Genomic DNA, 22,409 nt, shown 5'->3' on the forward strand with positions numbered 1-22,409 from the left:
ATTGAGCGAATCCACCGAGAGCAGGCTTTCTGCCCTCGGTAGCTAGACAAAAATTACAGCATATTGCGGATAACGTAGTGCAGGATGCCGTCATTCTGGTAGTAGGTCAGTTCATTACGGGTGTCGATACGGCAGTGGGTCTTGATCGTCTGCGTATGGCCATCAGAATCGGTGATATTCACCTCAACCGTTGCGCCCGGTGTCAGTTGGTTTAATCCCGTAATCGAAATCTGCTCGTCGCCAGTGAGTTTCAGCGTTTTACGCGTCACACCCTCAGGAAACTCCAGCGGCAGGATCCCCATCCCAATCAGATTAGAGCGGTGAATACGTTCGAACGATTCGGCAATCACCACACGAACGCCCAGCAAACGTGGGCCTTTCGCTGCCCAGTCACGGCTAGAGCCCGAGCCATACTCTTTCCCGGCGAACAGCGCCAGCGGAACGTCCTCTTCCTTGTAACGCATTGCCGCATCATAGATCGTCATCTCATTCTGTGACGGAATATGGCGGGTATAGCCGCCCTCTTTACCCGGCACCATCTCATTACGAATACGGATGTTGGCAAATGTCCCACGCATCATCACTTCGTGGTTACCGCGACGGGAGCCGTAAGAGTTGAACTCCGTGGTTTCTACACCACGTTCCAGCAAATATTTCCCAGCCGGGCTATCACGCTTGATGTTGCCCGCCGGTGAGATGTGATCGGTTGTCACCGAGTCCCCCAACATCGCCAGAATGCGTGCCTTGTGGATGTCCTGAACTGGCTCAGGTTCTTTCCCCATCTCCAGAAAGAAAGGCGTCTGGCGGATATAGGTCGATTCTTCCGGCCACTGATAAGTGGCGTTATTATCGACCTCGATATCCTGCCACTCCTGCGTGCCTTCAAACACTGCGGCATACTGTTTGTGGAACATACCCGCATTAACGTTCAGTACCGCATCCGCCACCGATTGGGTCGAAGGCCAGATATCTTTCAGATAGACCGCCTTCCCATCCCGATCTTCACCCAGCGGTTCTTGCGTCAGGTCGATATTCATATTCCCTGCCAGCGCGTAGGCGACCACTAACGGCGGTGATGCCAGCCAGTTAGTTTTCACCAGCGGATGAATACGGCCTTCAAAGTTGCGATTGCCTGATAGCACCGCGCCGACCGTCAGATCGCCGGCTTTTATCGCGGCTTCAATCGCATCCGGCAGTGGGCCAGAGTTTCCAATGCAGGTTGTACACCCGTAACCCACCAAATTGAATCCCAACGCATCGAGATACGGCGTTAATCCTGCTTTTGCATAGTAATCCGTTACCACCCGCGATCCCGGAGCCAGCGAAGTCTTAACCCACGGTTTGGTTTTCAGACCGCGCTCTACGGCATTTTTTGCCAGCAAACCCGCTGTCATCAGCACACTAGGATTAGATGTGTTGGTACAAGAAGTGATCGCCGCAATCACAACCGCACCCTGCTGCAAACGGTGCGTCTCACCTTCCAGCGTGAATGTTTCATAATCAGAGCCGTTCTTCACCGTGCTGACATCCAGCTCCCGACTGGCTTTAAAGGCTTCCGGCACCCCAGCCAACGGCACACGATCCTGTGGGCGTTTAGGCCCTGCCAGACTGGTTTCCACCGTCGCCAAATCCAGTGCGAGCTGGCTGGTGAATACCGGTTCATCCCCGGCATTGCGCCATAGCCCCTGCTGTTTACTATAGGCCTCCACCAGCGCAATCTGTTCTTCCGCACGGTTGGTCAAGCGCATGTACTCCAGCGTGATCGGATCAATTGGGAAGAAACCACAGGTCGCGCCATATTCCGGCGCCATGTTGGCGATAGTCGCACGATCCGCCAGCGGCAGCGAATCCAGTCCATCACCGTAAAACTCGACAAATTTGCCAACCACGCCATGTTTACGCAGCATTTGCGTGACCGTCAGAACCAAATCAGTTGCCGTGATCCCTTCTCGCATTTTGCCACTCAACTTCACGCCAACCACATCAGGGATCAGCATCGAAACGGGTTGCCCCAGCATCGCCGCCTCAGCTTCTATCCCGCCGACGCCCCAACCGAGCACGCCCAGGCCGTTAATCATCGTGGTATGTGAATCGGTCCCCACCAGCGTATCAGGATAGGCAAACTGTTTGTCGCCCTGCTTTTCATACCAAATAGCTTTGGCGAGATATTCCAGATTCACCTGATGGCAAATCCCAGTGCCCGGTGGCACCACGCTGAAGTGGCTAAAAGCATTTTGTCCCCAGCGCAAAAATGTATAACGCTCATGGTTGCGCGCCATTTCCAGTTGTGTGTTATCCGTGAGTGCCTGACGATCGCCAAAGTGGTCAACCGTCACCGAGTGGTCGATCACCAGATCAACTGGCGATAGCGGATTAACCTTATTCACATCACCACCGAGCCGCTTCACCGCCGCCCGCATCGCCGCCAGATCGACCACGGCAGGCACGCCGGTAAAATCCTGCATCAGCACACGCGCCGGACGGTAGGCAATTTCCCGATCAACGTGGCCTGTTTTCAGCCAGTCCACGACCGCCTGAAGATCGTCCTGCTCTACGGTGTCACCGTCCTGATGGCGCAATAAATTTTCCAATAACACCTTGAGTGACTTCGGTAATTTATCGATGTTGCCCAGCGTTTTCGCAGCCTTCGGCAGGCTATAGTAATGGTAGATTTGCTGTTGTACCGTCAGCGTGTCCAGACAAGTATCGCGAAGGTGTGATGACATGCTTCCTCCCAAATTAACTTGCTATTCGTTATTCTGCATCGGGCAGTCAATGGATAACCCGCCTGATGTTGCGGTCTTATTTAAAGATAACACAAACAAAAAATAACGTTTTTGCAACAAATCAATATGAACAGAACGATAGTCATCAGCTATCAAAAAGGGAAGAATAGAAATAAAGCACCACGACTTTATCTAGCGCATTCACCATAGCTAACAGACGGCAGGGTTATGACCCACGCAAAAATCAGCCAGGCCTCCCCAAATGGTATAAGAATTTGACATTACTCCATCAAAATCGCCCAAATTTCATGCGGCACTCATACATAAGGAGTATTTTTGCAATAAACCTCACACTCTATCGCTAGGTTTTGTTGTAAAAAAACGACACATTGCTGTTCAACAATCATCAGCGCATGTGTTGATGGAAAAATAATAATAGAAAGGGGTTTTCATGAAACTGTTTTACCAGGCTGAAAGCAGTTCTCTTTTTACACACATCGTTTTGATTGAATCCAAGCTGGAGTTCAAGCTGGAGAAGGTCAACCTGCGCACGAAAAAAACGGAGCGTGGGGCCGACTATACGTTAATCAATCCAAAAGGGATGGTGCCAGCATTAGAGTTGGATGATGGTGATATCCTGACTGAAGGCGTCGCCATCGCCGAGTACATCGCCGATCTGGTTCCACACTGTAACCTTATCGCTCCGACAGGGAGTATCGCACGCTACCGCACGATTGAATGGCTGAATTACATTTCTGCTGAACTGCACAAAACGTTTACTCCCATTTTCCGTCCCGGTACACCAGAAACGTATAAAGACCTGTTAGTCGAATACTTACAGGTCAAATTTCGTTATATCAATCTGGTATTGAGTGAACAGAATTATCTGGTCGCCAACCGCTTCAGTATCGCGGATGCCTACCTGTTTACCGTTATGCGGTGGGCGCAGTCGTTAAAACTGGATATGTTCCGCTATCCTGCATTGGCCGCTTATCTCGACCATATTGCCGAGCGTCCTTCCGTCGCTACTGCGCTAAAGGTTGAAAGGTTGAAAGGTTAACGTGCAATAACGCCCCAAAATAAGGTAACACCGATCGTTTAAAGATCGAGATGCCGGGGGCGACCACGGTGCGAGGTCGCCCTACGGGAACCTCATCACCGTGTTTCCCCCTACATTCACACTACGTGAACAGCATTATCCAAATAAGGGCGTTACTCATTTCACGACAGGCGAACAGCCTGAAAATGATGGCGCGGGTTAGCAATGCCATCCTGAGCGGCAACCAGTTGCAGCTCATACTCATTCATTTCTTTCGTCACCAGCATCACTTCATATACGGCTGCCGTTGTGTGCTCTAATGCTTTATCCAGCGCCACGCCTTTCAGCAGGTTGACCAGCAGTAATCCACTGGTTAAGTCGCCGACACCGACAGGCTGACGTTCAAACTCCACCAGCGGGCGGCTGATGTGCCAGGCATCCGTCGACGTGACCAATAGCATTTCAAAGCTGTCCTCACGGTTGGCCGCACGGCTAAGGTGCTTCACCAGAACAATCTTTGGCCCTTTCTCACACAGCGCCCGCGCGGTTTCCACGGCTTCCGCCACGTTATGCACGGTACGACCGCCAAGCAGCTCCAGCTCTGGCAGATTCGGGGCGATAATATCGGCCGCCAGCAGCGACTGCTGACAGTGGAAATCAGACACGCCAGGCGCGACGATGCAGCCTTTTTCCGGCGTCCCCATCACCGGATCGCAGAAGTACAACGCATCAGGATTGGCGGCTTTTACCTGCCGAACAATACCCAGAATGTGTTCCCCCTGCTCCGCCGAACCGATATAACCACTCAACACCGCATCACAGGTCTTCAGTTTGTCGATGCTCGCAATCCCCTGCACCACCTCCGTCAGGTGGCTGGCTGGCATCACACACCCCGTCCAGTGGCCGTATTGGGTATGGTTCGAGAACTGCACGGTATTCAAAGGCCAAACGTTTGCGCCCATCCGACGCATCGGAAATTCTGCTGCACTATTACCGGCATGGCCAAAAACGACATGTGATTGGATGGAAAGTATATTTTTCATTAGATATGACTCAAATCCTTGCCTGCGCCTGGGCGCCTTAACTTACAAGAAGAAAGGGAGCTAACGCTCCCTTATCGGTAATGCTTATGCTTTCCAGCAAATCAGGCAGTAATGTTTTTTACCGCGACGCAACAAGGTGTAGCGATCAAACAAACGGTCTGAGGCGCTGAAAGCGTATTCAGGATCAGCCTGTTTTTCGCCGTTAATGGTGACCGCATTCGAGGAGATCATCGTACGCGCTTGACCGCGTGAAGGCACTAACTCGGCACTGACTAGCGCCTGTTGCAAATCCGCGCCATTTTCCAGTTCGATGATCGGCATACCATCCTGCGCCAGTTGAGCAAAGTCGTCCTGCGTCATATCCTGCAACGCACCAGAGAACAGGCTTTGTGTAATACGACAAGCCGCTTCCAGACCCGATTCGCCATGTACCATACGGGTCACTTCTTCCGCTAGCACGTACTGCGCGCGCGGAGCCTTGCCGCTGTTCTTGTCTTCTTCTTCCAGCGCATCGATGTCTTCGAGGCTCATGAACGTGAAGAACTTGAGGAAACGGTACACATCGGCATCCGCCGTGTTGATCCAGAACTGGTAGAATTTGTAAGGGCTGGTCTTGCTGGCATCCAGCCAGATTGCGCCGCCTTCCGTTTTACCGAATTTTGTCCCATCTGATTTGGTAATCAGTGGCACCGTCAACCCGTAAACCTGTTTCTGATTCATACGGCGCGTCAGATCGATACCGGATGTAATGTTACCCCACTGGTCAGAACCACCAATTTGCAGCTCAACATCATGCAGCTTATTCAGCGAAGTAAAGTCATATCCCTGCAACAGGTTGTAAGAAAATTCGGTGAACGAAATGCCGACGTCATCACGGTTTAAACGCTGTTTGACGGCTTCTTTGCTAATCATCTGATTAACAGAGAAATGTTTGCCGATATCACGCAGGAAATCCAGCACGTTCATGTTACCAAACCAATCGTAGTTATTGGCGGCGATCGCGCTGTTTTTACCGCAGTCAAAATCCAGGAATGGAGAAACCTGATGGCGGATTTTTTCTACCCACTCCCCCACAGTTTCAGTGGTGTTTAGCTTACGCTCTGTGGCTTTAAAACTGGGGTCACCGATCAGCCCCGTGGCCCCGCCAACCAGCGCAACCGGCTTGTGGCCAGACAATTGAAAGCGTTTCAGGCAGAGCAGCGGCACCAGATGCCCCAAATGCAAGCTGTCAGCGGTGGGATCAAAACCGCAATACAGTGCAATTGGCCCTTGCGCCAGCCGCTCTGCTAACGCTTCCTCATCCGTCACCTGGGCAATCAAGCCCCGCTCTTGCAATTGTTTAATCAGGTTACTACTCGCCATCGATAACTCCATTTTTATAAAAAAAACAGGTCGTTACGTTCCCTTTGGGGTTACGCACAACGCTGTGAGAAATACGCAGCATACCTGCCTGCTGTCGCATGATGATTTCGCTGCCGCATTACTTTACGCGACGGGCGATGAACGCCATAGCGCCCGACAATGCCCAGTCAACGCGAAACTTCATAGAATAAAGTGCTGATGATAGGAGCGCCAGCGTTTAGCACGGATATTTCGCGATTTAAGGCGCTAAGCGATCAATCTGCCAGCTCTCGCCCTGCCGCTGGTAGAAAAACCGGTCATGCAAGCGGTGCTCACCGCCCTGCCAAAACTCAACGGAGTCGATGACGACACGGAAGCCTCCCCAAAAGCTCGGCAAAGGCACCTCACCATTTTGGAATTTTTGCTTCAATTCCAAAAATTTGCTTTCCAGCACACCACGCGCTGAAATTCGGCTCGACTGCTTTGATACCCATGCACCGATCTGACTGTCTTTCGGACGGCTGTGGAAATATTTCAACACGTCAAGCGTCGGTAACTTCTCCACCCGTCCCAGCACTATCACCTGCCGTTCCAGCATATGCCAAGGGAACAGCAGGCTGATGCGTGGGTTATTTTCCAGATGATGGGCCTTGCGGCTGCCCATATTGGTATAAAACACCATACCTTTCTCATCATAGTGCTTCAGCAGAACGATACGCTGGTAAGGTTGACCGTGTTCATCAACCGTCGCGACGGACATCGCGGTAGGATCGGCCAGTTTCGCGTCACAGGCCTGTTTCAGCCAACGTTCAAATAAATCCAGAGGGTCAACGGGGAGATCGCTACGACGCAGCCCGCCACGCGTGTATTCACGGCGGATGTCAGCAATATCGGCGGGTTGAATAAGCGGAGTAGTGTCAGAGGGGGTGCGTTCCTGAGTCATAATATCCTGCTGTCGCAATGTCGGGCCAGAAGCGGGCGAAAATCCCATTCTGCTCCCGTACCCGAAAAATCGCAATCAGCAGCGGCACAACTCGCGTTACCTCGGTGCCAACACGCAATCGTCTACGATAACCCGTTCACCTCGTTGGATAAATGCACGATCGCCTTTACTCCAGAATGTGTAAGTGTCATTACTGTATTTGACGCCAGAAGCCGACACCACCTGAGGCAGCGTGAGACGTTCGCCGTCCAGCAGGAAACTCACCTGTGAAGGGCGTTCACCGCCCTGCTGTAGGGTAACGGTTAGCGGCATCGTGCCACATTGATAATGCAATGTTTCCACCGTCTGTTTATGGCCAAAATAGCTGCATCCGCTCAGCAGAATCAGCGCTGTCCCCGCCAGCAATCGTTTCATGTTTTTCTCCTGTCATGCTTGTCGATAGCGGCAACTCACACACCGCTTACTCAAGTTTAACAAGAGGATAACCATGAACCTCTCGGTAAAATCTGATTAATCCGCATTGGCCGGATAAATCGCGCCTAACACCGTTTCCTGACTCGCCCCGGTGACGGATGGCAGATTACCCGGCAGCCCCGATAGCGTGCGTGATGCCAGCCAGGCAAATGCTAGCGCCTCCATATCATCGCCGCTCACACCGCACTCATCTGTTGTGTTGACTTCAATGCCCGGTAGCAGGGCTGAGAGTCGCGCCATGATAAGAGGATTACGCGCCCCGCCGCCACAAACCAGCAAACGCTCACATCCACCGACTAGCAGGACCTGTTCGGCGATGCTCATGGCCGTCAACTCAACCAGCGTCGCTTGTACATCCTGCGGTGCTAGCGGCGGCATACCGGCCAGCATTCTTTCCAGCCAGCCAAGATTGAAATATTCACGTCCGGTGCTTTTCGGCGCCCGCAATGCAAAGTAAGGATCGGCTAGCATCCGGCGTAGCAGTAACAGGTTCACCTGCCCGTTCATCGCCCACATCGCGTCTTTATCATACGGCTGTGCGCGGTGCCGCCAGATCCAGGCATCCAGCAGCATGTTCCCTGGCCCGGTATCGTAGCCACGTACAGGCGCATCCGGCACCAGTAATGACAGATTGGCAATGCCTCCAATGTTGAGCACGATACGCCGTTCGACAGGATGCAGTAGCAACGCGTGATGGAACGCTGGCACCAGCGGAGCGCCTTGCCCACCATAAGCCAAGTCACGGCGGCGAAAATCCCCCACTGTCGTGATGCCAGTCAATGCAGCAATGCGGTTGTTATCACCAATCTGCAACGTACAAGGTGCCTCGCCCGTGGGCTCATGCCAGACCGTCTGCCCATGGCAGCCAATCGCAGTGATATCCTGCACCCCCAGTTTCGTCTCTTTAAGCAACGTCATCACCGCTTCAGCAAACAAGATGCCCAAGCGCGTATCCAACTGCCCCAGCGCTGACAACGTCACGGCCTGCCCCTGACACATCCCCAGAATGGCCACTTTGATATCCTGCGGTATCGGGTGACAGTAGCTAGCCTGCTGAGCCACCGTATGTTCGTCAATCGCAGCGAGCACGACATCCACACCATCAAGACTGGTGCCGGACATCACGCCAATATATCTGCCTGATCTCATTATATAGTCTTCGCCCCTGTGGGATAAAAAGAGAACATCAGTAGCAACTGTTATCCCCGTCATGCCTCGTGTTGCCTGTGCGTTGGCTCGTTATTCAAAATGCTAACGTCTTGTCCTGAAACTCGAATTGTTTAAGGTAGAGATTGAAGATCAAAGTAGCACGTTAACACGCTGAATTATTAAATTTTTTGTATTTTTGCCACGCGGGTTAGGTTTTAACCAAAAGTGAGGTTTTGATAATATTTGCTACAAAAAAAGCTATTTTTCGTGCTATTTACCTCTCTGTTTATACGTAATTTAAGCGCACTATTATATTCTGAAAAAAAGAGTAAAAAGAGTGGCATGCTGCACTGTGCCAGACCATAATTTATCGATATAACACTGCGTCGGCTAAGGCCAAGCCAGCCCGACATCTTCGCTATTAAGGAGTTTGTATTATGATGAAGCGTTTGCTTGTGGTTACCCTTGCGGGTATCACGCTGGCTGGTTGTGCTAATACCAGTACGCTTTCTGGTGATGTATACAGCGCATCAGAAGCTAAACAAGTGCAGACCGTTACCTACGGTACGATCGTTTCTATGCGCCCGGTTCAGATTCAGGCAGGAGAAGATTCTAACGTGATCGGTGCCCTGGGTGGTGCGGTGCTAGGGGGCTTCCTGGGCAACACCATCGGCGGTGGTTCAGGTCGTAGTCTGGCGACAGCAGCAGGTGCGGTGGCGGGTGGTGTAGCGGGTCAAAGTGCAACCGGTGCACTGAACCGTACACAGGGTGTAGAGCTGGAAATCCGCCGTGATGACGGCAGTACCATCATGGTGGTACAAAAACAAGGCGATACGAAATTCAGTGCAGGTCAACGCGTTGCCATGGCCAGCAATGGCCGCAGCATCACCGTTTCTCCACGCTAAGGCTGTGTGTTGGTCGCCGCAGAAAGCGGTGACCAACACAACGAATCATTAATTCCCAGCATGAGTCCAATAACAGGTATCGGCATACTCGCCATAATTCAAATTGCACGCACGTTAGCCACACTACCCGGCACACTTACGTGTACCTCGCCCTGCCGGGACCGTCGCAAGCAGCGTTCAAAGCGCTAACGTTTTGTTCTGAAAATCGAATTATTTAAAGTACAATTTTACTGAGATTTAATTCTCCCGCTGCATAACTCAAATTGGCTACGCTTGATTTTCATGTAACGCCAATATATTTTTCTCAAGTTTTGCAACCAATAGGGCTAATTCGTCAACCTGCTCTGGCGTAATACCAAATAAAACTTCATTACGCGTATGGCTAATTACACCATCGACAGATTGTATTATCGGTTCTGCCGCCTCAGTCAACATAATACGTTTTGCCCTGCGATCGTGTGCGCAAACATGACGTGTAATTAACCCTTTCTCTTCGAGTTGATCCAGCGTCCGAACCAGTGACGGTTGCTCGATGCCTATCGCTTTGGCTAGTTGAATTTGCGACTGACCAGGAGGTAAATGGTATATATTATGCAACGTAACCCAATGCGTTTGAGTGAGATCAAGTGGTTTTAAACGATGATCGACCAGTGCACGCCATACACGCACCAGACGAGCTAAATCAGATCCTAATGGCAATTCCATCATCTTTCCTTATTGTTAGCACGCTAAATTATATCCCTGGATTGCAATCAACTCTGATTTATAAAAATGAAACAACAGCCCTATTATTGTATAAAATGGCTCCATCGCGGAACCCGATTTTATCAAATAAAAATTTTTTAAACATGGCTTCCCGCCTATTTTATTTAAGTCAACATATCCGTACTGCTTAAACAATTGTCCATGATAAGTAAAACATCTAACACAAGATGGGTTAAAACAACGATGGTTGATGGAATTCTACCGATGTATCAATTTTCTCTATACGCAGTGACCGTTTCATTCTTTGCCGACACAAACGCAGAACATTCTGTTTCTGCGCATCACTCATTTGACCCCAACGAAAACGTTCATCACGGCTGCGAAAGCAACCTTTACAATACCCGCCGTCGCCCGTCTGGCAAACACCACGACAGGGATTAGGGACAGCAAAGAGTTCAAGTTGCTCAGACACAACACCTTCCCCTACCATTTTGCACATTGAAACGCTGTTCGTCGCTACTGGCAAGCTCGAATAAGCTGTAACATCAAAATAATTAGGTAGCCATTGTAATTACTGACTATTTTTCTGCGCGCGAGGCAACACTATTTCAGCCTAAGACGCCATTTACCATTCCTGATAAGTATGTTTTAACACAAACCTCACTACTGTGCCGCATTTTTAGCATCATCCAAACGGCTTAGACTCAGCAAGGCCACGACGTTATACTCTCCTTTTGTTGCACTTTTTAACGAGGACACTATGCGTTTACTTCACACCATGCTGCGTGTTGGCGATTTACAACGTTCTATTGATTTCTACACTCAGGTACTGGGAATGCGGGTGCTACGCACCAGCGAGAATACCGAATACCAATACACACTGGCTTTCGTCGGTTATACCGAAGAAAGTGAAGGTGCAGTTATCGAACTGACTTATAACTGGGGCGTCGACAGCTATGATTTGGGCAATGCCTATGGTCATATCGCGTTAGGCGTTGATGATGTTGCCGCTACCTGTGAGCGTATCCGCAAAGCAGGAGGCAATGTGACGCGTGAAGCGGGTCCGGTCAAAGGCGGTACGACCGTTATCGCATTTATTGAAGATCCAGACGGTTACAAAATCGAATTGATCGAAAATGCTCACGCCGGTAACGGCATCGGCCACTAATTTCCCGCATCTAACAGGTGCTGTATCAGCACCTGTTCTCCCACGCTTTTAAAAGCAATAGGCATTGCTGCATCTCCGGTCAAAATTTGCAATAATGCGCGCTGCATTTTGCTAATAATTAAGAGACAAATGGCTGATAAAAATGATCTGAACGCCCTGAGCGGCCGTTTTCGTGGGTTTTATCCGGTAGTAATTGATGTCGAAACCGCCGGATTTAATGCGAAAACTGATGCCTTGCTGGAAGTTGCGGCGGTAACATTAAAAATGGATCAAAACGGTTGGTTACAGCCAGATGAAACGCTACATTTTCATATTGAGCCATTTGAAGGCGCGATTTTGGAACCCGCAGCGCTGGCGTTTAACGGCATTGATCCCACTAACCCGCTGCGCGGCGCAGTGAGCGAATATGATGCGTTGCATGAAATCTTCAAAACCGTGCGGAAAGGGATCAAAGATCAAGGCTGCAACCGTGCCATTATCGTGGCGCATAATGCCACATTCGATCACAGCTTTATGGCGGCGGCGGCGGAGCGTTGTAGTCTGAAACGTAATCCTTTCCACCCTTTCGCCACATTTGATACCGCCGCACTCAGCGGGCTGGTTTTAGGCCAAACGGTTCTTGCTAAAGCCTGTATTACCGCAGGTATTGCGTTTGATTCCAGTCAGGCGCATTCCGCATTGTATGACACCAACCAGACGGCATTGCTGTTTTGTGAGTTGGTGAACCGCTGGAAACGTCTGGGCGGGTGGCCGATTGCGTTTGAAGAAAATTCGCTGGAAGATGCATCAGCCAAAAATTAAGAAGACGAGAAAGGCAGCGATAAAAAGGAAACGGGTGCCATAAGGCACCCGCTGGAAAGCGTTATGCTCGCGGCGTAACAGCATCACCATAGCGCCAGACGAGAGTATTACTCTTGATCGGCCTGCTGAGCTTTATATTTATCAGCCGTTTCTTTGATCAACTGTTGCAGTTCACCACGCTGAAACATTTCAACCACAATATCACATCCGCCAACCAGCTCGCCGTCAACCCACAACTGTGGGAATGTTGGCCAGTTCGCGTATTTCGGCAGTTCAGCACGAATATCTGGGTTCTGTAAAATATCTACATAGGCAAAACGTTCGCCACATGAAGACAATGCCTGCACGGTCTGCGCGGAAAAGCCGCAACTTGGCAATTTCGGGGAGCCTTTCATGTACAGCAAAATCGGGTTTTCAGCAATCTGGCGCTGAATTTTTTCAATTGTCGGTGTCGTCATCTTCTTGCTTCCTTAAATCTATAGGATGGCTAACGTCCAAAACGCCAGCCATGAGTCGCCGTCAGAGATATTACGACAGCGACATTGACTCAATGATATTGTACCGATGCCGGTAGTCACAAAAAAACGCCATTTTTTGTAAGGTTATTTTTCTCTATTGTTAATCATCAGTGATGAAATCACCGTCAGAAAGCGCTGATAAATCAATCGAAAAAACAACTATTAACGTTTTTTCACTATTCTGTATGAATAAAACGGCCGTGCCCACTTTTTTATCATGCCATTTTCAGGAATACTGTGCGGATTGAGCGAGTTAAGGATTATGTTCGGTCACTTTTATTATGCGCGTATTTATTACTCTTTTTATATTATTTTTCAGTAACCTATGCCTGAATGTTGTTCAGGCTGCGCCGCATACCCCGCATTCTGCGCCGAAGAAAAGCGCGGTTGAAGAAACGAATAAGAAAAGCCGTCAAACAAAGGGAAATGCCAAGTCACCCACGCCGATAAAAAGTAAAAAACCAGAACCTACGGCAGTCAGCAATAAAACCAAGCCCCGAACCGCCAACAAATCTACAGAAAAAAAGCCGTCACGAACGCAAAGCAGCACACCTGCACTAGTGAGAAAAAATCTTAAAAAATTGAAGCCTGAAGAAGATACACAAACCGTCGCACAGGCCAGAATCAAAACAGGGCTAAAGAAGACCGCGTTCAAAGGCAAAACAGAGAGAAACCCGGCTCCCACAGCAAAAGGGATGGCGCTGAGCGAGGCGCATAAAAAACGCTATCAGCACGCTAAAACAACTGCCATGAATAAATTAATGAGCCAGATTGGTAAACCTTACCACTGGGGCGGTTCTTCTCCCTTTACCGGATTCGACTGTAGCGGGCTGGTTTATTACGCCTACAAAGATGTCGTTAAAATACAAATTCCACGCACTGCGAACGAAATGTACCACCTGCGTGATGCCGCTCCGATTAAAAAGAGCGAACTGGAAAGTGGCGATTTGGTCTTTTTCCGCATCAATAATCGCGGCGCAGCCGATCATGTCGGGGTTTATCTGGGAGAAGGGAAATTTATCCAGTCGCCACGCACAGGCTCAGATATTCGTATCAGCAAGCTGAGTGAAGACTACTGGCAGGAGCACTATGTTGGCGCGCGGCGCGTAGTGACGCCGCAGACGATTCGTTAAAAACAGAATAGCGATATCGAACAAATATGATTCAGACACGTTTTATATATATCAAAAACGTGTCTGAATACTCAGCCATCATCGCGCACGCACCAGGCCGGTTAGTTCAGTACCGCAACAAAGCTGAATACAATGATCACCGCCAATGAACCAACTGTTGTCAGTAAAGACATCTTCAGATTTGTATCCATAAACCCTTCCTTATTAACGAACACGTTTCGCCAGAAATTTTCTCTGAAAAAAAGACACCACCATTCGTGGCAGAACCCAATCAGACAGTCAAAACCATAAATAATAGGGTTATTACGATTCTTTCATAATCCTAGCGAAAAATCTCGGACGAATGCCTCACTAATAGTATAAATTAGCCCTTTCACTTTCATGACAAATCGGACACAATCCGCTGTTTATGAAAGCGCTGCGTATCAGTCGAAAAACGTCAACCCAGATCCCTTCGGTATAGCATTCGGCATTCTCCTTCTGAAATCCTGTTTTTTAGCTTAGAAGAAGAACTTTAAACGTAGGCAAACGATTAACAATATACTTACGTCTGTAACAGGTAAGTTCAGGAGTCATTTTTAGATGGCAACGATTAAAGATGTGGCAAGACGTGCTGGCGTTTCCACCACGACCGTATCGCACGTGATCAATAAAACACGTTTCGTCGCCGAAGAGACTAAGGCAGCCGTCAGGGCGGCAATTAAAGAATTGCACTACTCGCCCAGTGCCGTCGCCCGTAGCCTCAAAGTTAATCACACCAAATCAATCGGTTTGCTGGCCACATCCAGCGAAGCGCCCTATTTCGCCGAGATCATCGAAGCGGTCGAAAATAGCTGTTACGCCAAAGGCTACACGCTGGTGTTGTGTAATTCGCATAATGATATCGGCAAACAGCGCGCCTATCTTTCCATGCTGGCGCAAAAACGCGTCGATGGCCTGTTGGTGATGTGCGCCGAATATCCGCCAGAGCTATTGGCTATGCTGGAAGATTATCGCAGCATCCCAATGGTCGTGATGGATTGGGGGCAAATGCACAGCGATTTTACCGATTCAATTATCGATAACGCTTTTGAAGGCGGTTATATGGCGGGTCGCTATCTGATTGAACGGGGTCATCGGGATATCGGTGCTATCCCCGGTATTCAGGAACGCAACACCGGCAGCGGGCGCTATCTCGGCTTTTTAAAAGCGTTGCAAGAAGCTGACATTACCGTACGCGAAGACTGGATTGTTCAGGGCGATTTCGAGCCTGAATCTGGTTATAAAGCCATGCATCAGATCCTCGCTCAGAAACAGCGCCCAACGGCCGTATTCTGCGGTGGCGATATTATGGCGATGGGTGCCATCTGCGCCGCTGACGAACTGGGTTTGCGCGTTCCACAGGATATTTCGGTGATCGGTTATGACAACGTGCGCCACGCACGGTTCTTTACCCCCGCCTTAACCACCATCCATCAGCCAAAAGAGCGTCTGGGCCAATCCGCATTTTCTATGCTACTGGATCGTATTACCAGCAAGCGAGAGGACGCGCACGTCATTGAAGTCCACCCGACACTGATCGAACGACGCTCGGTGGCCGACGGCCCCTACCTCGACTATCGCCGTTAATTGCAATAACTGGATACAGACAATCGTCTATTCTTACCCGTTTTCACCTCTGCTTCAGCCAATGTTCTTGTATGCTGGCTGAAGCAATTCTAACGCGAATACCCTGTTTCATTTGCTCTGGTGACAGCCGATTCGTCGGCTGCGATAAGTGCCGTCCAGGTATGTTTTACGATACTTTTACATGTGAAGAGTTAAGGGGACATGATGGGTTTACCTTATGCAGCAGAATGGGATGACGATACCGCACCCTGGTTTCGTATCGTGCAGGAGATGTTGACCACGGCAGATATCACCATAAACGGTTCTCGTCCTTTTGACATCCGCGTGATCAATCCCGGTTTCTTTAAACGTGTTCTGCGTGAAGGGTCGCTGGGGCTGGGTGAAAGCTATATGGACGGATGGTGGGAATGTGAACGGTTGGATATGTTTTCCCATCGCGTCCTGCGCGCGGGGCTGGAGTCTAAGCTCCCTCGCCGTCTGCACGATCTTACGCGAGTCGCCCTATCTCGCGTGACAAATTTGCAATCCCGCAGACGCGCGCAGATGGTTGGTAAAGCGCACTATGATTTAGGCAATGACCTCTTTACCCTGATGTTGGATCCCTACATGCAATACTCCTGCGCTTACTGGAAAGAGGCAGAGACGCTGGAACAGGCGCAGGAAAATAAACTCGCCATGATTTGCGAGAAACTCCAGTTAACATCAGGAATGACGCTGCTGGATATCGGCTGCGGCTGGGGTGGTCTTGCCGAGTTCGCGGCACGCCACTACGGTGTTTCGGTTTATGGCATCACCATTTCCAGAGAACAGCAGATGCTAGCGCAGCAGCGTTGTCAGGGTCTGAACGTCACGATCGAACTACAGGATTACCGCAATCTCGATCAGAAATTCGACCGCATCGTGTCGGTAGGCATGTTTGAACACGTCGGGCCGAACAACTACGACAACTACTTTCGCATCGTGCAGCGTAATCTAAAACCCGATGGATTGTTTCTATTACATACCATCGGTGCCAATAAGACCGATCCGCACATCGATCCCTGGACTCATAAATATATCTTCCCTAATGGCTGTATTCCCTCCATACAGCACATTGCAAAGGCGAGCGAACCTTACATGGTGATGGAAGACTGGCACAATTTCGGGGTCGATTACGATCGCACATTAATGGCCTGGCATACTCGCTTTCAGCAAAGCTGGCCACAACTTTCCACACGCTATTCAGCGCGCTTTCGCCGGATGTTCAGCTATTACCTAAATGTCTGCGCGGGGGCATTCCGGGCAAGAGATCTTCAACTCTGGCAGGTTGTGTTCAGTCTGAAGGGGATCGAAGGAGGGGTACGCGTTTCTCGCTGACATCAATGAGAAAACCGGACGGTAGCGTTCGTCCGGTTTAATGCGCTATGAAGCGGAGTGATTACACTTCTTTGGCGGGTTCGCTCACCGGCTTGCTCGCCAACACCCGCTCTACCGTATCCACTACGGCTTGTGTCTGTGGATCGATTTCAATATTGATACGATGCCCCAAACGTTTCTGCCCCAGCGTGGTACGGTTCAACGTTTCTGGAATTAAATGCACGCAGAAACGCCCGCGGGTAACTTCTCCCACCGTCAGGCTGATGCCATCAATCCCAACAAAGCCTTTATGCAGCACGTATTTCATCAGCGTTTCGTCTGCCAAACGGAACCAAATCTGATGGTTATTCTCTGAAACTTGAATCTTAACCACTTCCGCCGTACACATGATATGGCCTGACATCACATGCCCACCGATCTCATCGCCAAATTTCGCCGCTCGTTCAATATTCACAACATCACCTTCATGAATATCGCCCAAATTCGTTAACCGCAGCGTTTCCTTCATGAGATCAAAACTGACGCGATCGCCATCAATCGCGGTTACCGTCAGACAGCAGCCGTTGTGCGCCACAGAGGCTCCGGGTTCAAGCCCGGGCAACAGTTCAGGCGGAAGTTGGACAACGTGCGTGCGAAAATTAGATTTTTCTTCAATCGACACCACCGGCGCGGTGCCCTGAACAATACCGGTAAACATGCGGTTTGCCTCTTAAAAACAAAGAAATGACGCGGTGCAGTGTGCCCGATATTCCGTGGAAAACCAAACCGGAATACCACACACGCTCTTGCTATCGAAACCGTAACGCAACAAAAACAATATATTCTTTTTCACGCTGGTTTACTTTCGTTAAGTCGTTACAATAACGTTCTCTTTGGTTCCGAGCTATTTTCATATCCGAGTTATTTATCCCGCAGTCAAGTCATTCAAGGAAGGTATCCGTGCAACAGTATCTGACAGAAGCGCGTAAATTATCAGCGCTTGCTGTTCCTGTCATTATTGCGCAAGTATCTCAAACATCGATGGGTGTGGTGGATACCGTTATGGCGGGCGCGTATAGCGCTACCGATATGGCCGCCGTCGCCGTGGGGACGTCTATCTGGCTACCCGCCATTCTTTTCGGCCATGGTCTGCTGATGGCATTAACGCCTGTTGTTGCACAGCTCAACGGTTCCGGCCGTCGTGATCGTATTTCTCATCAAGTCAGGCAATCTTTTTTCCTGGCCGCCATCCTTTCGGTATTGATAATGCTGGTGCTGCATCAGGGAAAGTATGCCATTAATCTGATGAGCGACGGTTCGCCTGAATTGGCGGCAAAAGCCATCGGCTACCTGCATGCGCTGCTGTGGGGCGTCCCCGGCTATTTGTTCTATCAGGTTTTACGCTGCCAGTGTGAAGGGCTATCCAAAACCTATCCCGGCATGATGATTGGATTTATCGGGCTGTTAATCAACATCCCGATTAACTACGTCTTTATCCACGGTAAATTTGGCATGCCCGAACTGGGCGGCGTAGGTTGCGGCGTCGCTACCGCGTCAGTTTACTGGATCATGATGCTGCTGATGACACTTTATACCCGACATGCCTCCTGGCTACGCGATATCCGTCGTCACCGTCCGGCTCTCCGCCCGGATTTTTCCGTGTTAAAGCGCCTATTTGGCCTCGGTTTGCCTATCGCGCTGGCGCTGCTGTTTGAAGTCACGCTGTTTGCCGTGGTGGCGCTGCTGGTGTTACCACTGGGTGTCGTCGATGTGGCTGGCCACCAGATTGCTCTCAATTTCAGTTCGCTAATGTTCGTCCTTCCGCTCTCGATCGGCGTCGCTACTACCATCCGCGTCGGACATCGGTTAGGGGAAGGCTCGGTTGAGAACGCCCGTATTGCCGCGTACACCGGCATCATGGCCGGCGTGGCGTTAGCCTGCTGTACAGCAATCTTCACCACGCTGCTGCGTGAGCCTATCGCCTTGCTCTACAATCAGGACCCGCTGGTTGTCGCGATGGCCTCTCAACTCATGCTGTTGGCTGCCGTTTATCAACTCTCCGATGCCGTTCAGGTGATCGGCACTGGCGTGTTGCGCGGTTATAAAGATACCCGCTCAATTTTCTATATTACCTTTGTCGCCTATTGGGTATTAGGCTTACCAAGCGGCTACCTGCTGGCCTTGACGGATATCATTGTGCCGCGCATGGGGCCAGCGGGGTTCTGGTGTGGTTTCATCATTGGCCTGACGGCGGCGGCAGTCATGATGGTGACGCGTATTCGTTTTCTTCAGCATCAGCCTGCTGCAAAAATTTTAGCGCGTGCCGCTCGCTAGGTAACGTTTTCCCCTTGTTGTATATCCTGGCGGTGTGCAAACGTGAATGTTTTGCACGCCGCTTACGGCGGCGCTTCAGGACGAGTTCAGAGATGAACCAAGTATTGCCAACGCACAACAGCCTGAGGCACGATGGGTATCGTAGAAAAAAACGGCGGAATGGATATAAGCGCAGCAATCGCACCGACAAGCACACAAAATTGCATTTTTCCGCTTGCCAGTTTTTCCCTTGCTCGCTACTATGCGCCTCGCTGCCAAACAGGCGGTACAGTTTCTACATGCGTTCATAGCTCAGTTGGTTAGAGCACCACCTTGACATGGTGGGGGTCGTTGGTTCGAGTCCAATTGAACGCACCATTCTCTCTTTTTCCTCCTGAATTTATATCTCTATCCATGCCTTTACTGTCGATTAATACGATTACGCTAGCGATATCGCTTGTGAAATTGGCATTGCGTCAATCTGCCCCGACACATCGACAGTGCGTCGCAGTGGGAAATGACTCTCCCCACCTGGCATAAGCGCCAACGCGGGGAGAAGTTGCACCTTATTTTGCCAGATCGAAGCGATCTGCATTCATCACTTTCACCCACGCAGCAACAAAGTCATTCACAAACTTCTCTTTGTTATCATCTTGAGCGTAAATTTCGGCATAGGAACGCAAAATGGAGTTGGAACCAAAGACCAGATCCAAACGCGTCGCCGTCCATTTGACTTCACCCGTTTTACGGTCACGGATTTCATACAGATCTTTACGGTAAGGCTTCCAGGTGTATTTCATGTCAGTCAGGTTCACGAAAAAGTCATTCGTCAGCGCCCCTTCACGATCGGTAAATACGCCGTGTTTTGTACCACCGTAGTTGGTTCCCAACACACGCAGGCCTCCAACCAACACCGTCATTTCATGCGCGGTCAGCCCCATCAATTGCGTGCGATCAAGCATCAGCTCTTCCACACTAACGGCATAATCCTGCTTCAACCAGTTGCGATAGCCATCATGAATGGGTTCGAGGACGTCAAAAGACTCCGCATCCGTCAGGGCATCCGTGGTATCTCCACGCCCCGGCGCAAAAGGTACGGTTACCTGTACACCAGCCGCTTTTGCCGCTTTCTCTATCCCCACATTACCTGCCAGCACAATGGTATCCGCCACGCTGGCTCCCGTTGCGGCAGCAATACTTTCCAGAACGACTAATACGCGCGCCAGACGCTCAGGCTCGTTGCCGACCCAATCTTTCTGCGGAGCCAGGCGGATACGCGCGCCGTTCGCGCCACCACGCATATCGGAACCACGGAACGTACGGGCACTGTCCCAGGCAGTTGCGACCAGCTCACTGATGGAAAGGCTACTTTCCGCAATACGCGCTTTGACAACATCAACATCATAATCGGTACGACCCGCTGGCACCGGATCCTGCCATAGTAAATCTTCCTGCGGCACATCTGGACCGATATAGCGTGTTTTAGGCCCCATATCACGGTGCGTCAATTTAAACCATGCTCGGGCAAATACGTCGGAGAAGTAGGCCTGATCCTGATAGAAGCGTTCGGAAATCTTGCGATATTCCGGATCCATTTTTAGCGCCATATCAGCGTCGGTCATCATCGGGTTGTAACGAATAGACGGGTCTTCAACATCGACTGGCTTATCTTCTTCTTTAATACTGACCGGCTCCCACTGCGAGGCACCAGCCGGACTCTTTCTCAGCTCCCACTCATGATTCAATAACATGTGGAAGAAGCCGTTGTCCCATTGCGTTGGATGCGTTGTCCAGGCACCTTCCAGCCCGCTGGTGACGGTATGACGGCCTTTCCCCGAGCCCGTCGGGTTATGCCACCCCAGACCTTGCTCTTCAACATCTGCACTTTCTGGCGCAGCCCCCAATAGACTGGCATCACCATTGCCGTGGGTTTTGCCCACCGTGTGTCCACCTGCGGTCAGAGCAACGGTTTCTTCATCATTCATTGCCATACGGGAGAACGTCACGCGCATATCCTGGGCGGTACGCAACGGATCGGGATGACCATCGACACCTTCCGGGTTAACGTAAATCAACCCCATCTGTACGGCAGCCAGCGGATTTTCCAGCGAGGTACGATCGTCGCTGCCATAACGTCCTGTGCTCTTCGCTAACCACTCTTTTTCCGAGCCCCAGTAAGTGTCTTTTTCCGGATGCCAGATGTCCTCACGACCAAAGGCGAAGCCGAACGTTTTCAGCCCCATAGATTCGTAAGCGATGTTACCTGCCAGAATAATCAGGTCTGCCCAACTGAGTTTGTTGCCGTATTTTTTCTTGATTGGCCACAGCAAACGACGCGCTTTGTCGAGGCTAGCGTTATCCGGCCAGGAGTTAAGCGGTGCAAAACGCTGGTTACCCGTTCCGCCGCCGCCGCGACCATCAGCCATACGGTAAGAACCCGCCGAATGCCAGGCCATACGAATCATCAGACCGCCGTAGTGACCCCAGTCTGCTGGCCACCACTCCTGGCTATCGGTCATGAGTGCATGCAGGTCTTTCTTGAGGGCATCGACATCAAGGGTTTTGAGGGCATCACGGTAGCTAAAATCACTGCCAAATGGGTTGGTCTTGGTATCGTGCTGATGCAGAATGTCGAGGTTGAGGGCATTTGGCCACCAGTCGGTATTTGATGAGCCAGTAGAAGTATTTCCGCCATGCATAACCGGACACTTGCCGGGTGTTTTCGTTTTATTATCGTCCATCGTTCTCTCCCAGTATGTTGCATTGCCTTAATCATTGTGTAAGACGGCAGGTGTGCTCTCCGCTGGCCTCGTCATGTGACAACGGAGCCTTCACCAATCCCCTCTTCTTGATACAAGACAGTGCCAGAGTCTCCCTATAATTTATAATTGTATATGCTAACTTCTGCGATAGCTTAACCTGATGAAAAGCAGTTCAATCGCACATTTTTCCTATCTGCATCAATAATTTTTCCGATAATACGATTTGTTATCATTAACCGAACGCGCCTTGACATGTCGATGGGTATGCGGTTTATCGCCGATACTTTGACGGGATGATTTAACGTCAATGTACAGATATGGCTAAACATTCAACACTTGGAAGAGGACGATAAACAAAGCGCTTGCCACCAACGTCTGAGCCGTCCATAATAGCGCCCATTCCAAACGCAGGAATGAAGAAAAGCATTTTAATCAAAATGTTACTG

General features: G+C 50.3%; 20 protein-coding genes and 1 tRNA gene. 9 read left to right on the forward strand and 12 right to left on the reverse strand.

The genetic code is table 11. The features are described from left to right. Positions 1–53 precede the first annotated feature (53 nt). On the reverse strand, positions 54–2,726 hold the full coding sequence (acnA, locus tag OI69_RS14075) for an aconitate hydratase AcnA (protein WP_039351672.1): 2,673 nt from the start codon (positions 2,724–2,726) through the stop codon (positions 54–56). 451 nt (positions 2,727–3,177) lie between these two features. Here acnA and gstA point away from each other — a divergent pair, with 451 nt between their 5' ends. Further along, complete coding sequence (gene gstA, locus OI69_RS14080) at positions 3,178–3,786, forward strand: glutathione transferase GstA (RefSeq protein ID WP_039351674.1); 609 nt, start codon at positions 3,178–3,180, stop codon at positions 3,784–3,786. A 161-nt stretch (positions 3,787–3,947) separates the two neighbouring features. On the opposite strand, the gene pdxY is transcribed toward gstA, so the two are convergent. From pdxY to anmK, 5 genes are all read right to left on the reverse strand, one after another. After that, positions 3,948–4,808: a pyridoxal kinase PdxY gene (gene pdxY / locus OI69_RS14085; RefSeq protein WP_039351676.1), complete on the reverse strand. Its 861-nt coding sequence runs from the start codon at positions 4,806–4,808 to the stop codon at positions 3,948–3,950. Between the two features lie 84 nt (positions 4,809–4,892). Beyond that, the gene (tyrS, locus tag OI69_RS14090) at positions 4,893–6,170 is read right to left on the reverse strand and encodes a tyrosine--tRNA ligase (protein ID WP_039351678.1); all 1,278 of its coding nucleotides are present in this window, start codon (positions 6,168–6,170) and stop codon (positions 4,893–4,895) included. A gap of 238 nt (positions 6,171–6,408) precedes the next feature. After that, a complete protein-coding gene (pdxH, locus tag OI69_RS14095) occupies positions 6,409–7,092 on the reverse strand; it encodes a pyridoxamine 5'-phosphate oxidase (protein WP_039351842.1) in 684 nt (227 codons plus the stop codon). Between the two features lie 96 nt (positions 7,093–7,188). After that, positions 7,189–7,506 (reverse strand): MliC family protein, encoded by a 318-nt coding sequence (locus tag OI69_RS14100; RefSeq protein ID WP_039351680.1) that lies wholly within the window; start codon positions 7,504–7,506, stop codon positions 7,189–7,191. 96 nt (positions 7,507–7,602) lie between these two features. Beyond that, positions 7,603–8,715, reverse strand: coding sequence for an anhydro-N-acetylmuramic acid kinase (gene anmK / locus OI69_RS14105; RefSeq protein ID WP_039351683.1), 1,113 nt, complete (start codon positions 8,713–8,715; stop codon positions 7,603–7,605). A 437-nt stretch (positions 8,716–9,152) separates the two neighbouring features. On the opposite strand from anmK, the gene OI69_RS14110 reads away from it, so the two are divergent. Further along, the gene (locus tag OI69_RS14110; protein ID WP_005972534.1) at positions 9,153–9,620 is read left to right on the forward strand and encodes an outer membrane lipoprotein; all 468 of its coding nucleotides are present in this window, start codon (positions 9,153–9,155) and stop codon (positions 9,618–9,620) included. A 267-nt stretch (positions 9,621–9,887) separates the two neighbouring features. Here OI69_RS14110 and slyA read toward each other — a convergent pair whose 3' ends face one another. Continuing rightward, entirely contained in the window at positions 9,888–10,325 is a 438-nt protein-coding gene (gene slyA, locus OI69_RS14115; RefSeq protein ID WP_039351685.1) for a transcriptional regulator SlyA, read from the reverse strand. A 232-nt stretch (positions 10,326–10,557) separates the two neighbouring features. Then, positions 10,558–10,797 carry a DUF1289 domain-containing protein gene (locus OI69_RS19395; protein WP_072034308.1) on the reverse strand — a complete coding sequence of 80 codons (240 nt, stop codon included), beginning with the start codon at positions 10,795–10,797 and terminating at the stop codon, positions 10,558–10,560. A gap of 288 nt (positions 10,798–11,085) precedes the next feature. Here OI69_RS19395 and gloA point away from each other — a divergent pair, with 288 nt between their 5' ends. Then, positions 11,086–11,493: a lactoylglutathione lyase gene (gene gloA, locus OI69_RS14120; RefSeq protein ID WP_039351687.1), complete on the forward strand. Its 408-nt coding sequence runs from the start codon at positions 11,086–11,088 to the stop codon at positions 11,491–11,493. 129 nt (positions 11,494–11,622) lie between these two features. Then, entirely contained in the window at positions 11,623–12,294 is a 672-nt protein-coding gene (gene rnt / locus OI69_RS14125) for a ribonuclease T (protein WP_039351689.1), read from the forward strand. A 107-nt stretch (positions 12,295–12,401) separates the two neighbouring features. On the opposite strand, the gene OI69_RS14130 is transcribed toward rnt, so the two are convergent. Beyond that, the gene (locus tag OI69_RS14130) at positions 12,402–12,752 is read right to left on the reverse strand and encodes a Grx4 family monothiol glutaredoxin (RefSeq protein ID WP_005972539.1); all 351 of its coding nucleotides are present in this window, start codon (positions 12,750–12,752) and stop codon (positions 12,402–12,404) included. A 341-nt stretch (positions 12,753–13,093) separates the two neighbouring features. Between OI69_RS14130 and OI69_RS14135 the strand changes: the two genes are divergently transcribed. Next, on the forward strand, positions 13,094–13,945 hold the full coding sequence (locus OI69_RS14135; RefSeq protein ID WP_039351691.1) for a C40 family peptidase: 852 nt from the start codon (positions 13,094–13,096) through the stop codon (positions 13,943–13,945). Between the two features lie 101 nt (positions 13,946–14,046). On the opposite strand, the gene cydH is transcribed toward OI69_RS14135, so the two are convergent. After that, positions 14,047–14,136, reverse strand: coding sequence for a cytochrome bd-I oxidase subunit CydH (gene cydH, locus OI69_RS19905; RefSeq protein WP_154715561.1), 90 nt, complete (start codon positions 14,134–14,136; stop codon positions 14,047–14,049). Positions 14,137–14,527: 391 nt separating this feature from the next. Between cydH and purR the strand changes: the two genes are divergently transcribed. Further along, on the forward strand, positions 14,528–15,553 hold the full coding sequence (gene purR / locus OI69_RS14140; RefSeq protein ID WP_039351694.1) for an HTH-type transcriptional repressor PurR: 1,026 nt from the start codon (positions 14,528–14,530) through the stop codon (positions 15,551–15,553). A gap of 204 nt (positions 15,554–15,757) precedes the next feature. Next, the gene (gene cfa, locus OI69_RS14145; protein WP_039351696.1) at positions 15,758–16,909 is read left to right on the forward strand and encodes a cyclopropane fatty acyl phospholipid synthase; all 1,152 of its coding nucleotides are present in this window, start codon (positions 15,758–15,760) and stop codon (positions 16,907–16,909) included. A gap of 61 nt (positions 16,910–16,970) precedes the next feature. Here the strand turns inward: cfa and OI69_RS14150 are convergent, their stop codons facing one another. Next, positions 16,971–17,606, reverse strand: a complete 636-nt coding sequence (locus OI69_RS14150; protein ID WP_039351698.1) for a riboflavin synthase — start codon at positions 17,604–17,606, stop codon at positions 16,971–16,973. A 242-nt stretch (positions 17,607–17,848) separates the two neighbouring features. Here OI69_RS14150 and OI69_RS14155 point away from each other — a divergent pair, with 242 nt between their 5' ends. Both OI69_RS14155 and OI69_RS14160 read left to right on the forward strand, forming a co-directional pair. After that, positions 17,849–19,222, forward strand: coding sequence for an MATE family efflux transporter (locus OI69_RS14155; protein ID WP_039351700.1), 1,374 nt, complete (start codon positions 17,849–17,851; stop codon positions 19,220–19,222). A 280-nt stretch (positions 19,223–19,502) separates the two neighbouring features. Then, positions 19,503–19,579: transfer RNA gene (locus tag OI69_RS14160), tRNA-Val, on the forward strand. Positions 19,580–19,767: 188 nt separating this feature from the next. Here OI69_RS14160 and katG read toward each other — a convergent pair. Then, entirely contained in the window at positions 19,768–21,942 is a 2,175-nt protein-coding gene (katG, locus tag OI69_RS14165) for a catalase/peroxidase HPI (protein WP_039351703.1), read from the reverse strand. Positions 21,943–22,409 lie beyond the last annotated feature (467 nt).

The sequence above is a fragment of the Pectobacterium fontis genome, assembly GCF_000803215.1.
Classification (GTDB): domain Bacteria; phylum Pseudomonadota; class Gammaproteobacteria; order Enterobacterales; family Enterobacteriaceae; genus Pectobacterium; species Pectobacterium fontis.